Here is a 13364-nt window from a genome sequence, read left to right as displayed (position 1 = left end):
CGGCGAGAACCGCAGGTGCGGGATCGGGTCGCGCAGTAGGCCAATGCACCCTTTTTTAGCCTTCGTGGGCGTTGAACATGGTTTTGGCGTAGGTGATGCCCAGGCCATAGCCGCCGCCGAACTTCTTCGCGATGCCCGTCGTCATGTCGTACGTCTCGCCCCGCGCCCAGTCGCGCTGCAGCTCCAGCAAGTACTGCAATGCCGTGATGGGCCGAGCGCCGGCCTGCACCATGCGCTCCATGGCACGGTTGTGGGCTTCGGCCGAGATGTCGCCGCTGGCGTCGGCGATCACATACACCTCGAAGCCCTGGTCCAGCGCCGACAGTGCGGGGCCCACGATGCACACGCTGGTCCACAGGCCGGCCAGCACGATGCGCGGCTTGCCGATGGCGTTGACCCGTGCGATCACGGCCTCGTCTTCCCAGGTGTTCATGGAGGTGCGGTCCAGCAGCGCCTGGCTGGGGAATGGTGCAGTCACTTCTTCGAACATGGGGCCGCTAAAGCTCTTTTCGGCCACGGTGGTGAGGATGGTGTCCACGCCAAACCCGGCGGCCGCGCTGGCCACCAGGCCCGCGTTGGAGCGCAGCGTGATTGCATCGATGGAGTGCGTGGCAAAGGCCATCTGCGACTGGAAGTCGATCATGACCAGGGTGTGGTCGTCGGCGTTGAGCAGCGTGGCGCCGGGCTTGGCGTAGGCGACGGGGCGGGCGGTGGCGTTGGCTGCGGCGGTCGTGTTGGCGTTGGTCATGGTGAACTCCCTGGAAATTGAAGATGAAGGACGTCGAGAAAAACAAAAAATAGACAAGGCAATGCGGCGGGCCGGAGCGCAGGTGAGGGGCGGCATCGCCCACCCACCCACTCCTCAGGGCCCCCCATTCGCTCAGTGCGGCATCGTGGGCAACTCGTTCGGCCGCAGGTCGAACACCAGCACCTCGGCGCCTTCGCCGTTGGCAAAGCGCAGGGCCCCAGCGTCGCGGATGCGGGCGCCGTCGCCTTCGGACAGACGCTCGCCGTTCACCTCCAGGCTGCCGCGGGCCACGTGCACATACACGTTGCGGCCCGGGCCCACGTCCAGATCGGCCGACTCTTCGCTGCCGTCGAACAAGCCGGCATAGACCCGGGCGTCCTGGTGCACGGCCAGCGATCCGTCGGCCCCTTCGGGCGAGATGATCTGGCGCAGGCGGCCGCGCTTGTCGGCCTCGCTGAAGTGCACCTGCTGGTAGCGGGGTGCGGCGCCGCGGGCACCGGGCACGATCCAGATCTGCAGGAAATGCACGGGCTCAACGCCCGAGTGGTTGAACTCGCTGTGGCGCACGCCGGTGCCGGCGCTCATCATCTGCACGTCACCGGGGCGGATGACCGAGCCCGTGCCCATGGAGTCCTTGTGCTCCAGCGCGCCTTCCAGCACGTACGAGAAGATTTCCATGTCGCGGTGCGGGTGGGTGCCGAAGCCCTTGCCCGGGGCCACGCGGTCGTCGTTGATAACCAGCAGGTCGGAAAAGCCTTGCTGGTTGGCGTCGTGGTAGTGGCCAAAGGAGAAGGTGTGGCGCGAATGGACCCAGCCGTGGTTGGCGTTGCCGCGGTGTTGGGCTTTGCGGATGTCGAGCATGGTGCAGGTCCTTTCTTCGTCGATGTGATTCACACTGGGAGGTTTTTGCCTCACCGCCCTATTCATCAAGGCTTCAGTGCTGCGGTGAAGAAAGTATCTCGTGCCGTTCCGGGGCGTATGCTGAAAGGTTTTCCAACTCATCATCGATAATTTCGATGATGCAGATCAAGGAATTGGACCATGTTGAAACTCACGCTGGAAGCCATTGAAACCATCGACGCCATTGCCCGCCACGGCTCGTTTGCAGGTGCCTCCGAGCGGCTGCACAAGGTGCCGTCCACCATCTCGTACGCCGTGAGCAAGCTGGAAGACCAGCTGGGCCTGGCCCTGTTCACCCGCAACGGCCCGCGCGTCACGCTCACCCCTGCCGGCCAAGAGATGCTCAAGGAGGGGCGCTGGCTGCTGGCCGCCGCGCAGCAGCTCGAATCGCGGATGCGGCAGATCGCCACGGGCTTCGAGTCCGAGCTGCGGCTGATGCACGACTCGCTCATCCCCACGCACGCGTTCAACCAGGACATCTGCGCGTTTGAAGACCTGCACTGCGGCACCCGACTGCGCATCAGCAGCGAAGCATTGACAGGCACCTGGGAGGCGCTGCGCGAAGGGCGCGCAGACATCGTCGTGGCCGCAGGCGAAGGCCCAGCGGGGGGTGGCTACAAGGCGGTGGCCGTGGGCAGCCTGGCCTTCGCTTTTTGCGTGACGGCCACACACCCGCTGGCCAAGCTGCAGCGGCCGCTCACGCGCAGCGACTTGCTGGAACACACGGCCGTGGTGGTGGGCGACGGGGCGCGCTCGCTGAACGACCGCACGGTGGGGTTGCTGTCAGGCCAGCGCCGTATCACCGTGCCATCGATGCAGGCCAAGATCGCTTGCCAGGCCGCAGGTCTGGGCCACGGTTTTGTGCCCCGCGCCTGTGTGCGCGTGGAGCTGGAGACCGGCATTCTGGTGGAGTTGCAGGTGGAGGAGCCCCGCCCGGACGAAACCTTCTGGCTGGCCTGGCGACCCGAGCACATGGGCGAGGCACTCAAGTGGTGGCGCCACCGGCTAGACCGCCCGCTGTTGCCAGGCATCCTGCCGTATTGAATGAAGCGAGAGCGTTGCGTGGGCTGGCGACAGGTATCACCACACGATCAATTTCAATTTGATAGCTGCTTACGCTGATAGATAAAGCGCTGGCAGCCCTTTTTGCTTCCAATGTGGAACACGGATAACCCGGTGCGTCCACCCGGCGCAAATATGGGGCCGAAGCCCCTTTTCCTCATCAACCCAATTGCTTGAGCAAGGCATGGGCGCCCTGCTCTGACGATGCCGGGTTCTGCCCCGTGATCAGCGGGCCATCGGTCAGCACATAGGGTGCCCAGTCAGGGCCTTTGGAATACACACCGCCGTTGGCCTTGAGCATGTCTTCCACCCGGAACGGCACGATCTGGGTCAACTGCACGGCGTCTTCTTCGGTGTTGGTGAAACCCGTGACCTTTTTGCCCTTCACCAGGGGCGACCCGTCGGGCGCCTTGGTGTGGCGCAGCACGCCGGGTGCGTGGCACACCAGCGCCAGCGGCTTGCCGGCCGCAAAGGTCTTTTCGATGAGTGCGATGGACTGCGCGTCTTCGGCCAGGTCCCACAGGGGGCCGTGGCCGCCGGGGTAGAACACGGCGTCAAAGTCCTCGGCCTTCACGCTGGACAGGAGCACGGTGCTGGCCAGCTGCTGCTTCGCTGAAGCATCGGCCTTGAAGCGGCGCGTGGCATCGGTCTGGGCGTTTTCGTCGTCGCTTTTGGGGTCCAGGGGCGGCTGGCCACCGTGGGGCGATGCGAGCGTGATCTGCACGCCTGCATCCTTGAACACGTAGTACGGTGCCGCAAACTCTTCCAGCCAGAAGCCCGTCTTTTTGCCGGTGTCGCCCAGTTGGTCGTGGGACGTCAGAACCATGAGGATGTGTGCCATGGAGGTCGCTTTCGTTGTAGGGGATTGATCGGAAAAAGCAAACCACCACCGTACCAGCCATAGGGCCCGTTGTCCCGCGATGCAAGCAGGTTTGCGGCATTGGCTTACAGGACGGTACTACCGCGCTGTAAGCCCCCCAGCATCTCAGCGCAGCTGCCTGGCCAGGAACTCCGCCACCTCGTTCTCTAGCGTGGCATGGTAAGCCACGCGGTCAAAGCCTTCGGGGTTGGCGGCGGCGTCTCCCGCCTCGGACGCCAGCGGCCAGACAGACTGGGCCATGAAGGCGAAGTGGCCTGCACCCGGCACGGTGTTGGCCTGTGCAGACGGCAAATTCGCCGCCACATAGCCGCCGTGGTAGGGGCCCGTGAGCACGGCATCGCGCTCGGCCACCATCAGCCGCACGGGTACGCTGATGGCCTTCAGGCTGTGGGGCGTGAACACCACCGCCATGGGCGCCATGGCCACCACGGCGCGGATGCGGGGGTCTGCCACCGAGACCAGCGGACCATCGAGCGCGGGGGCGCCGGCCTGTGTGGATACCGCGGTGGCGGCCGCAGGGGCCTCCTTGGTAGTCTGGGCGGTCTGGCCACGGGCGGGCAGCTTGCCCAGGCTACAAAAGCCGGGGTCGTCCGACACGCTGCGGCAGTGCTCTGCCGCACGGGCCGGTTCGGCCTGCGCACCGGCCAGGGCCAGCACGGTGTAGCCGCCTGCCGAATGCCCCACGGCACCAATGCGCCCAGCCGGAATGCGGGGGCCCCATTCGGGGCTGGCCAGCAGCGCATCCAGCACGCGGCTCACCTGGCGGGGGCGCTCGCTGAAGTAGCGGCCCGAGGTAATCATCGACCGGTCTTCCCAGTTGTCGCCCGGGTGGCGCAACGCGGCCACCAGATAGCCGTCGGCCGCCAGGCGTGTGGCCAGGTTGTGGTGGCCCAGTTCATGGCCGCCCGTGCCGTGCGAGATGAGGATCAGGCCCTTGAGGGGTGCGGTTGCCACCGGGGCGCCCGGCGTGACCACGGGCCGCCACGGGCCCATGGGCAGGGTGCGCGCCACGGCGGGGGTGGGGTAGTACAAGGCCACGGTCACGGGCTCGGCACCCGGGACCACCAGGGTGCGCAGCCCGGCATATTGCGCCGATGCCGGGGTGGCCCAGGCCAGCATCGCTACAAAAGCAGCCAGCAGCGGGGCACGGGCAACCCGCCATGTGGTGCGGAGGGCCAGGAAGAGGATGAGGATCACGGTGCGCCTTTCGTCAATGGCCGCCCGAGGTGGCGGCTTGACGGCACTGTAGGCAGCACTCGCAGCGGGCTCCAGCGCCCTGCGACGAAACGCCGCTGCGCGGCGCGAAATGCACCACGGGAGGCGCGAGCGTCTGCCCGCCCGCCCTCCCGCTCGGCGGCGGCTTACAGCGCGGCTTCGAGGATGCGGCGGCTCACGGCGGGCGTGATCTCGCGCTGCTCGCCCAGGGTCACCATGCCATGCGCTTCCAGCTGCGCCACCACGGCGCCCACGGTGTCGGCGCCCAGGCCGTAGCCCGACAGGCGGGTGGCGATGCCCATGCTTTCAAAGAAGTCGCGCGTGCGCTCGATGGCGGCGGTGATGCGCTCGTCATCCGTGCCGGTGGTGATGCCCCATACGCGCTCGCCGTACTGCAGCAGCTTGGCGCGCTTGGCCACCCGGCGCTCATTCAGCAGCGCGGGCAACACGATGGCCAGGGTGCGCGCGTGGTCGATGCCGTGCAGCGCCGTCAGCTCGTGGCCGATCATGTGCGTGGCCCAGTCCTGCGGCACGCCCGCGCCGATCAGGCCGTTGAGCGCCATGGTGGCGGCCCACATGAGGTTGGCACGGTCGTCGTACACAGGCTCGGGGGCAGTCAGCAGGCGCGGGCCGATCTCGATCAGCGTCTGCAGGATGCCTTCGGCAAAACGGTCCTGCACGGGCGCGTTGACCGGGTAGGTCAGGTACTGCTCCACCGTATGCACAAACGCATCGACCACACCGTTGGCCAGCTGCTGCGGCGGCAGGGTGTAGGTCTTGGTGGGGTCGAGCACCGAGAACACCGGGTAGGTGTGCACGCTGCCAAACGCCAGCTTGGCGCCCTTGGCGCGGTGGGTGATGACGCCGCCGTTGTTCATCTCTGAGCCCGTGGCGGGCAGCGTGAGCACCGCGCCAAACGGCAGGGCGCCGTTCACGTTGCGGCCATGTTTTTCGAGGATCGCCCAGGGGTCATCGCCCTCGAAGCGCACGGCGGCCGCAATGAACTTGACGGCATCGATGACTGAACCGCCGCCCACGGCCAGCAGAAAGTCAAACCCGCCTTCGCGGATCTGCGCCACGGCCTTCATCGAGGTCTCGTAGCTGGGGTTGGGCTCGATGCCGCTGAAGGTGGCGTGCTGGCGCTCGCCCAGCGCGGCGCGCACCTCGGCCAGGGTGCCGGTCTTTTCGGCGCTGGCGCCGCCCACCAGGATCAGCACCTTGGCGGCAGCGGGCACGAGCTTGGCCAGGTCGGCAATGCGGCCTTGGCCGAAGGCGATGTGGGTGGGGTTGTGGAAGTCGAAGTTCAGCATGGGGGTCTTTCTGGGCGAGGCCGGCGCATGCGCCGTTGGGGGTCGCATTGTGCGGCGCACCCGCGCCCGGGCGGCGTCGCGTGGGCGATAGCCCTGCGGCCGCCGCGCTCATCCCGGGCCCGTCAGCGAAAACCGGCAATCTGGTGCACGGTGTCCGCCAGCCGCTGGGGTTGCGAGAAATACGCAGAATGGCCCGCCTCGATGGACGACACCGTGGCGCAGGGCGAGGCCGCGATCATCTTGCGCTGCAGCTCGATGGTCACGGCCCGGTCCTGCGTCAGCTCGATGTAGTGCCGGGGCACGCTGCCATAACGCGGCACCGTCAGCGCAAGCCGGGTGAGTGCGGGCAGCGAGGGCTCGGGCGTGAGCAGCGCCTGGGCCAGCGCCACGTCGGCGTCCGAGCAATCGGCGTACAGCGCGGGGCGGTAGGCCTCGGGCGCCAGGTGGTCCGTCAAGGTGCTGCGGCTGACATGGATGTGGCGCGCCACCAGCGAGGCCTTGTCCAGGCGGAAGAAGTCGGTCACCCGCTCGCCATGGCGCAGCATGTAAGCGGCCAGGTAGGTCACGCCCACCAGCTTGTGGTGCCGCAACTCGGCCACTGTGGACGCCACAATGCCGCCCCGGCTGTGCGCCACGATGAGCGCCGGGCCATCCAGCGCATCGAGCACCCGGCACACATGCGCCGCCATGGCCGAGAGCGTGGTGCGCCCCCGCGCCACCCGCCAGTGGCGGCCATGGGCGGGCAGGTCAGGCACATGCACTTGATGCCCCCGGGCCTGCAGCAGCGGGACCACTTTGTGCCAACACCAGGCGCCATGCCAGCTGCCGTGCAAAAGAACGATATTCATGAAGATGCCTTTGGGTCTTGGGGAGAAATGCCGGGCGCCAGTTGCGCCGCCAGGCGGGCGAGCGATGGCTTGGCGCCCCACTCCGACCGGAGCGTAAAACCGTCCCGCCCCAGGCACTCGCTGAATCCGGACCACCGATTGGCGGCCGGCGGCACGCCCCCTCCCTCTTCTTCCTCTCCCGCGACCCACCAAGATCAGAAGGCGACCTCTTGCTGCTGCAGCAGCGCCTGCAGCCGCGTGGCCATGAAGTCACGCAGCGCGCGCACCAGCGGCGTGAGCTGCCTGCGGCTGGGGGCCACCAGAAACAGCGGGACCGCCTCCGTGGTCCAGTCGGTGCACAGTGGCACCAGACGGCCGGCAGCCAGGTCGTGCGCTACGTCAAAGTACGACTTGTAGGCAATGCCGCGCCCCAGCACGGCCCAGCGGCGCACGGCATCGCCGTCATTGGCCACGTTGTGGCTGCGCACACGAACCTGCGCCTCCTGGCCCGCCGCATCCCAGAACCGCCAGCGGTCGTGCACGTCCTCGCCCAGCATGAAGCAAAGGCAGTCATGGTCCACCAGCGCATGCGGGGTGGGGGGCGCGCCGTGGGCCGCCAGGTAGGCCGGGGCCGCACACAGCACGCGCCGGTGCTCGGCCGCCAGCGGCAGCGCCACCAGGCCCGAATCCTGGGGCTTGCCATAGCGAAAGGCGGCGTCCACCGGCTCGCTGTACACATTCGCCATGCGATCTGACAGCTGCAATCGGACGGCGATGCCCGGGTGCTCGACTTGGAACTCGTCGAGCCAGGGCAACAACACATTGCGCCCCAGGTCGGACGGCGCCGCCAGCTGCAGCGTGCCGCTCAGCGCACCCGCCCGGCCGCTGGCCAGCTGCCCCTGCACCTGCTGCAGCGCGGCCAGCGCGGGGCGGCAGTGCTCCAGAAACAACGTGCCCTCGGGCGTGAGCCGCAGGCTGCGCGTGGAGCGCACGAACAGCAGCACGCCCAGCTCGGCCTCCAGCCGCTTGAGCGCCGCGCTGGCTGCAGCCGGTGTCAGGTCCAGCGCCCGGGCCGTGGCCGACAGGCTGCCGCTGTCCACAGTGCGCACAAAGATGTCCAGGTCTTGCAGGCTTTTCATGTCTTGGTCATGGCGTTGAGCTGGCCATCTTCAAATTTTCTTTGAATATTCATTCAATCGTCAGCCTATCTAAAAATAAACAAGACAAATCGACCATACAAGCCTGTCCAGCCCACTCCACACGCTTCGACCATGACCCGCCCTGCCACATCTCCTCTTTTTGCCCCTTTGGCGCTTGGCCCCCTCACCTTGCCCAACCGCATGGTGATGGCCCCCATGACCCGCGCTCGCAGCACCCAGCCCGGTGACATGCCCAACGCGATGATGGCCACCTACTATGCCCAGCGGGCCAGCGCCGGGCTCATCGTGAGCGAGGCCACCCAGATTTCGCGCCAGGGCCAGGGCTACAGCTTTACGCCAGGCATCTATACCGAAGCCCAGGTGCAAGGCTGGCGCCGGGTGACGGATGCCGTGCACACCGCTGGCGGCCGAATGGTGCTGCAGTTGTGGCACGTGGGCCGCATGTCGCACCCCAGCTTCCACGCCGATGGCCTGCCCGTGGCGCCATCCGCCTTGTCGCCCGAGGCCAAAGTCTGGGTGGTGGGTGACGACGGCGTGGGCCGCATGGTCGATAGCCCGGTGCCGAGGGCATTGGGCACCGCCGAGATCGCGGGTGTGATCGACGACTTTCGGCGCGCCGCTGCCAACGCCATGCGGGCAGGCTTTGACGGGGTGGAAATCCACGGGGCCAACGGTTACCTCATCGACCAGTTCCTGCGCACCACGTCCAACCATCGCACAGATGCCTACGGCGGCACCATGGACAACCGCACCCGCTTCGCCCGCGAAGTGGCCGCCGCCGTGGCCAGCGAGGCGGGCGCCGAGCGCACCGGCATGCGCCTGGCCCCGTTCATCACCCAGCGCAACATGAACTGCCCCGAGATCATTCCGACCATGCTGCACCTTGCGCGCCAGCTGGACACGCTGGGCCTGGCCTACATCCACCTGGCTGAGGCCGACTGGGACGATGCCCCCAGCATCCCCGATGACTTCCGCCAGGCCTTGCGCAATGCCTACAGCGGCCGCGTGATCGTGGCGGGCAAATACACGCCCGAGCGCGCGCAGCAGATCCTGTCATCCGGCATGGCAGACCTTGTGGCCTTTGGCCGCCCCTTCATTGCCAACCCCGACCTGCCAGCGCGCTACGCCGCCGGGCTGCCGCTGGCCGCATTTGACCCAGCGACCTTGTTCGGCGGCACCGAGCAGGGCTACAGCGACTACGGCCCCGCCCACACAACCGCCGTGGAACCGACCTCCACCGCATGGGCGTGACCCGGCCCCCGGCCGCCACCGCCCCTTTTCCCAATCCCCCATCCACCGACACACAAGGACCCACCATGAAAGCCATCGGCTACCAAACCGCCCACCCCATTGACCACCCCGAATCGCTGCTCGACATCACCCTGCCCGACCCCGTGGCCACCGGCCACGATCTGCTGGTGGAGGTGCATGCCGTTTCGGTGAACCCCGTGGACACCAAGGTGCGCAAAAGCAGCTCGCGCAGCGGTGACGGCCCCGACTACAAGGTGCTGGGCTGGGACGCCAGCGGCATCGTGCGCGCCGTGGGGCCAGAGGTGACGCTGTTCCAGCCCGGCGACCGCGTCTGGTACGCAGGCTCCATCGCGCGCGCCGGCACCAACAGCGAGCTGCATCTGGTGGACGAGCGCATCGTGGGCCACGCGCCGAAGTCGCTGGACTTTGCGGAAGCTGCCGCACTGCCGCTGACCACCATCACCGCGTGGGAACTGCTGTTTGACCGCCTGGGCGTGGCGCCAGGCAAGCAGCCCACCAACAAGACCCTGCTCATCATCGGCGCGAGCGGTGGTGTGGGCTCCATCCTCACGCAGCTTGCGGCGCGGCTCACCAGCCTCACGATCATCGGCACCGCATCGCGCCCCGAAACGCAGCAGTGGGTGCGCGACCTGGGCGCCCACCACGTCATCGACCACAGCCAGCCGCTCACGCAAGAGCTGGCCCGCATCGGCCACCCCACGGTGGACATCATCGTGAGCCTCACGCAGACCGATGCGCACTTCGACCAGATCGTCGAGGCCATCGCGCCGCAAGGCCAGTTCGCGCTGATCGACGACCCAGTGTCACTCGATGTGACGAAGTTCAAGCGCAAGTCGGTGTCGCTGCACTGGGAGCTGATGTTCACGCGTGCGCTGTTTGGCACGGACGATATGATCGGCCAGCACCGGCTGCTGTCCGAGGTGGCGCAGCTGGTGGATGCGGGGCTGATCCGCACCACGCTGGACCAGCGGTTGGGCAGCATCAATGCGGCGAATCTGAAACGCGCCCATGCGCTCATCGAGAGCGGCAAGGCGCGGGGCAAGCTGGTGCTGGAGGGGTGGACCTGAAGAGCGCCAGTCCGATGAGTCAGAGGCATGGGCGGGGCGGCCTTTGAGGCTGCGGTGAGTTCTGTATCCAGATGATAAATACTGTGTTTAATATCAGTATTTCAGATATAAAACCGCACACAACAACCCTAGGAGTCCCTCCCATGCTGGACCACATGACCTTTCGTGTCACCGACATCGCCCGCACCAAGGCGTTCTACACCGCTGCCCTCGCGCCTTTGGGCTACAACCTGTGTTTTGAAGGCAACTACGGCTCCAACATGCTGGGCTATGCCTACCCGGCTCCGTCCGAGCCCGACGGCAAGAAGGCGGATGTGTGGTTCATCGATGGCCCCTCGCCCTACGGCGGCCCGCCCGCGACCACGGGCTGTCACCTGGCGTGGCGGGCCACCACGCGGGCCCAGGTCGATGCCTTCTACCGCGCCGCCCTGGAAGCCGGGGGCAAAGACAACGGAGCCCCGGGCCTGCGGCCCGACTACCACGAGAACTACTACGGCGCGTTTGTCATCGACCCGGAAGGCAACAACATCGAAGCGGTGTGCCACCTGCCGGAGTAAGAAACACCGCAGCCCCCCCGCAGAGGGCGCGTCGCCAAGCGAGTGCACCCGTGGAACTGGCTTTGCCAGGCCACCGGGTGCGTCCCCCTTGGGGGGAAGCGGCGCAGCCGCTCAGGGGGGTCAGTCGAGTTTCACGCCTGCCGCCTTGATGATCTCGCCCCAGCGCTTGGACTCGGAGCGTGCCATGGCGCGGAACTGCTCGGGCGTGCCGGGCAGGGCTTCCATGCCGAAGTCGTTCATGCGCTTGACCACGGCGGGGTTGAGCAGGGCCTTGTTCAGGTCGCCGTTCAGGCGCGCCGTGATCGCAGCGGGCAGACCGGCGGGCGCCAGGATGCCCTGGAACGCAAATACCTCGGTGTTGGGCACACCGGCTTCGGCCAGGGTGGGCACGTCCGGCAGCGCGGCCACGCGCTTGGCCGAGCCGATGGCCAAGGCACGCACCTTGCCCGAAGTGATCACCGGCAGGCCGGCAGCCAGGTCCAGGAACATGCACGGCACCTGCCCACCCATCACGTCCTGCAGCGCGGGCGCGGCGCCGCGGTAGGGGATGTGGGTGAGGAAGGTCTTGGTGCGGTTCTTGAACATCTCCATCGCCAGGTGGTGTGGCGAGCCGTTGCCGGGCGATGCGTAGTTGAGCTTGCCGGGATTGGCACGCGCGTAGTCCAGAAACTCCTTCACCGTCTTGGCTTCGAACGATGGATGCACCACCAGCGCCAGCGGGAAGCGGCTGATGCCGCCCACGTAGGTGAAGTCTTTTTCGGGGTTGAACGGCAGCTTGGTGAACAGGTGTTCGTTGTAGGCCAGGATGGCGTTGTCGGCCGACATGAAGGTGTAGCCGTCGGGTTCGGCCGTGGCCACGGCCTGGCCGCCGATGTTGGTGGAGGCGCCTGGGCGGTTGTCCACGATGATCTGCTGTCCCAGCGTCTGGCGCATGGCTTCGGCCACGGTGCGGGCCAGCACGTCGGTGCCGCCGCCCGCGGGGTAGGGCACCACCCAGCGCAGGGGCTGGTCGGGCCAAGCTGCTTGCTGGGCCAGGGCCCAAGGGGCGGCGGTGGTGGCGCCTGCGGCGGCCAGGGCGGACAAGAGGGTTCTACGCTGCATGGGGTTGTCTCCTATATAAAACTATTAAATTAATAGCTGCTAACGCTTATCCAATAAGCGCTAGAGCCTGTTTTTTCTTGTATTTCTGACTGCACATGCGCGCGACGCTTGAAACCGGCGCGCGCTAAGGCCAGCGCCACCGTGGAACTGGCTTTGCCAGGCCACGGGTGGCGTCCCCCTGAGGGGGAAGACGCCGAAGGCGGCTCAGGGGGCTGCGATGCTCTGGTCAATGGCGCCAAAGAGGCTCGCGCCATCCTTGCCCTTGACCTCGATGCGGATGGTGTCGCCGAACTTCATGAATTCGGTGCTGGGCTTGCCGTCCTGGATGGTCTCGATGCAGCGCTTTTCGGCGATGCAGCTGTAGCCCTTGGGCCATTCGGTGCGGCCGTTGGCGTCGGTCACGCCCTTGTTGCTCACGGTGCCGCTGCCGATGATGGAGCCCGCGCGCAGGTTGCGCGTCTTGGCCACGTGGGCGATCAGCTGGCCGAAGTGGAAGGTCATCTCGGGGCCCGCGTCGCACATGCCGACCTTGCGGCCGTTCCAGGTGGACTGCACGGTGAGGTTCACGCGCCCATGGTCCCAGGCGTCGCCCAGCTCGTCCAGCGTGACGGCCACAGGGCCGAAGGCGGTGGCGGGCTTGCTCTGGAAGAAACCGAAACCCTTGGCCAGCTCGGCAGGGATCAGGTTGCGCAGGCTCACGTCGTTGGCAATCATCACCAGGCGGATGCCGTCCAGCGCCTGGTCGGCGGTGGTGCCCATCTTCACGTCGCCGGTGATGACGGCGATCTCGGCCTCGAAGTCGATGCCCATGGCTTCGCTGGGCACCACGACGTCGTCGCAGGGGCCGATGAAGTCGTCGCTGCCGCCCTGGTACATCAGGGGGTCGGTGTAGAAGCTTTCGGGCACTTCGGAGTTGCGCGCTTTTCGCACCAGTTCAACGTGGTTGATGTAGGCCGAGCCATCCGCCCACTGGTAGGCGCGGGGCAGCGGGGCCATGCACTGGGCGGGGTCGAACGGGAACGGGTGGCGCGCGCGGCCGCTGTTGAGCTGGTCGTACAGGTCCTGCAGCTGGGGCGAGATGAAGCCCCAGTCGTCCAGCGCCTGCTGGAGCTTGCTGGCGATGCCGGTCGCATAATGGGCTGTGCCCAGGTCGCGGGAGACGACAACCAGTTGGCCGTCGCGCGAGCCGTCTTTGTAGGTAGCGAGTTTCATGGTGGCAGGACCTTTGTCTCAAGGGGTTGAAAGTCTTCACCCAACACGAATTA

Annotated in this window: 13 protein-coding genes; 4 read left to right on the top strand and 9 right to left on the bottom strand. The window is 66.9% G+C overall.

Annotated features, from left to right (window positions below):
* Positions 1–55: 55 nt before the first annotated feature.
* Together C8C94_RS20990 and C8C94_RS20985 are read right to left on the bottom strand one after the other, a co-directional pair.
* Entirely contained in the window at positions 56–748 is a 693-nt protein-coding gene (locus tag C8C94_RS20990; protein WP_121422075.1) for a hydrolase, read from the bottom strand.
* 132 nt (positions 749–880) lie between these two features.
* Entirely contained in the window at positions 881–1609 is a 729-nt protein-coding gene (locus C8C94_RS20985; protein ID WP_121423015.1) for a pirin family protein, read from the bottom strand.
* Positions 1610–1789: 180 nt separating this feature from the next.
* On the opposite strand from C8C94_RS20985, the gene C8C94_RS20980 reads away from it, so the two are divergent.
* On the top strand, positions 1790–2692 hold the full coding sequence (locus tag C8C94_RS20980; protein WP_121422074.1) for a LysR family transcriptional regulator: 903 nt from the start codon (positions 1790–1792) through the stop codon (positions 2690–2692).
* A 178-nt stretch (positions 2693–2870) separates the two neighbouring features.
* Here C8C94_RS20980 and C8C94_RS20975 read toward each other — a convergent pair whose 3' ends face one another.
* The 5 genes from C8C94_RS20975 to C8C94_RS20955 all read right to left on the bottom strand — a co-directional run bounded on the left by C8C94_RS20975 (position 2871) and on the right by C8C94_RS20955 (position 8081).
* The gene (locus C8C94_RS20975; RefSeq protein ID WP_121422073.1) at positions 2871–3551 is read right to left on the bottom strand and encodes a type 1 glutamine amidotransferase domain-containing protein; all 681 of its coding nucleotides are present in this window, start codon (positions 3549–3551) and stop codon (positions 2871–2873) included.
* A gap of 144 nt (positions 3552–3695) precedes the next feature.
* Complete coding sequence (locus tag C8C94_RS20970) at positions 3696–4787, bottom strand: alpha/beta fold hydrolase (protein ID WP_233573536.1); 1092 nt, start codon at positions 4785–4787, stop codon at positions 3696–3698.
* A 164-nt stretch (positions 4788–4951) separates the two neighbouring features.
* Complete coding sequence (locus tag C8C94_RS20965; RefSeq protein ID WP_121422071.1) at positions 4952–6115, bottom strand: iron-containing alcohol dehydrogenase; 1164 nt, start codon at positions 6113–6115, stop codon at positions 4952–4954.
* Positions 6116–6237: 122 nt separating this feature from the next.
* A complete protein-coding gene (locus C8C94_RS20960; protein ID WP_121422070.1) occupies positions 6238–6963 on the bottom strand; it encodes an alpha/beta fold hydrolase in 726 nt (241 codons plus the stop codon).
* A 194-nt stretch (positions 6964–7157) separates the two neighbouring features.
* Entirely contained in the window at positions 7158–8081 is a 924-nt protein-coding gene (locus C8C94_RS20955) for a LysR family transcriptional regulator (RefSeq protein ID WP_121422069.1), read from the bottom strand.
* A gap of 132 nt (positions 8082–8213) precedes the next feature.
* Between C8C94_RS20955 and C8C94_RS20950 the strand changes: the two genes are divergently transcribed.
* The 3 genes from C8C94_RS20950 to C8C94_RS20940 all read left to right on the top strand — a co-directional run bounded on the left by C8C94_RS20950 (position 8214) and on the right by C8C94_RS20940 (position 10998).
* Positions 8214–9353 (top strand): alkene reductase, encoded by a 1140-nt coding sequence (locus C8C94_RS20950; RefSeq protein ID WP_121422068.1) that lies wholly within the window; start codon positions 8214–8216, stop codon positions 9351–9353.
* Positions 9354–9418: 65 nt separating this feature from the next.
* Positions 9419–10441 carry a zinc-binding alcohol dehydrogenase family protein gene (locus C8C94_RS20945; RefSeq protein ID WP_121422067.1) on the top strand — a complete coding sequence of 341 codons (1023 nt, stop codon included), beginning with the start codon at positions 9419–9421 and terminating at the stop codon, positions 10439–10441.
* Between the two features lie 143 nt (positions 10442–10584).
* Complete coding sequence (locus C8C94_RS20940) at positions 10585–10998, top strand: VOC family protein (protein WP_121422066.1); 414 nt, start codon at positions 10585–10587, stop codon at positions 10996–10998.
* 120 nt (positions 10999–11118) lie between these two features.
* On the opposite strand, the gene C8C94_RS20935 is transcribed toward C8C94_RS20940, so the two are convergent.
* Together C8C94_RS20935 and C8C94_RS20930 are read right to left on the bottom strand one after the other, a co-directional pair.
* Positions 11119–12099, bottom strand: coding sequence for a tripartite tricarboxylate transporter substrate binding protein (locus C8C94_RS20935; RefSeq protein WP_121422065.1), 981 nt, complete (start codon positions 12097–12099; stop codon positions 11119–11121).
* Positions 12100–12303: 204 nt separating this feature from the next.
* On the bottom strand, positions 12304–13311 hold the full coding sequence (locus C8C94_RS20930) for a fumarylacetoacetate hydrolase family protein (protein ID WP_121422064.1): 1008 nt from the start codon (positions 13309–13311) through the stop codon (positions 12304–12306).
* Between the last annotated feature and the right edge of the window lie 53 nt (positions 13312–13364).

The organism is Acidovorax sp. 94 (assembly GCF_003634645.1).
In the GTDB taxonomy this organism is placed as follows: domain Bacteria; phylum Pseudomonadota; class Gammaproteobacteria; order Burkholderiales; family Burkholderiaceae_C; genus Acidovorax; species Acidovorax facilis.
The sequence above is the reverse complement of the archived record's forward strand: the minus strand, read 5'-3'. Positions and strand labels throughout refer to the sequence as shown.

Bases quoted from the DNA above. Each gene is read 5' to 3' on its own strand.
- C8C94_RS20985 (WP_121423015.1), bottom strand. From the start codon at position 1,609: ATGCTCGACATCCGCAAAGCCCAACACCGCGGCAACGCCAACCACGGC.
- C8C94_RS20940 (WP_121422066.1), top strand. From the start codon at position 10,585: ATGCTGGACCACATGACCTTTCGTGTCACCGACATCGCCCGCACCAAG.
- C8C94_RS20945 (WP_121422067.1), top strand. From the start codon at position 9,419: ATGAAAGCCATCGGCTACCAAACCGCCCACCCCATTGACCACCCCGAA.
- C8C94_RS20990 (WP_121422075.1), bottom strand. From the start codon at position 748: ATGACCAACGCCAACACGACCGCCGCAGCCAACGCCACCGCCCGCCCC.
- C8C94_RS20930 (WP_121422064.1), bottom strand. From the start codon at position 13,311: ATGAAACTCGCTACCTACAAAGACGGCTCGCGCGACGGCCAACTGGTT.
- C8C94_RS20935 (WP_121422065.1), bottom strand. From the start codon at position 12,099: ATGCAGCGTAGAACCCTCTTGTCCGCCCTGGCCGCCGCAGGCGCCACC.
- C8C94_RS20950 (WP_121422068.1), top strand. From the start codon at position 8,214: ATGACCCGCCCTGCCACATCTCCTCTTTTTGCCCCTTTGGCGCTTGGC.
- C8C94_RS20965 (WP_121422071.1), bottom strand. From the start codon at position 6,115: ATGCTGAACTTCGACTTCCACAACCCCACCCACATCGCCTTCGGCCAA.
- C8C94_RS20980 (WP_121422074.1), top strand. From the start codon at position 1,790: ATGTTGAAACTCACGCTGGAAGCCATTGAAACCATCGACGCCATTGCC.
- C8C94_RS20960 (WP_121422070.1), bottom strand. From the start codon at position 6,963: ATGAATATCGTTCTTTTGCACGGCAGCTGGCATGGCGCCTGGTGTTGG.
- C8C94_RS20975 (WP_121422073.1), bottom strand. From the start codon at position 3,551: ATGGCACACATCCTCATGGTTCTGACGTCCCACGACCAACTGGGCGAC.
- C8C94_RS20955 (WP_121422069.1), bottom strand. From the start codon at position 8,081: ATGAAAAGCCTGCAAGACCTGGACATCTTTGTGCGCACTGTGGACAGC.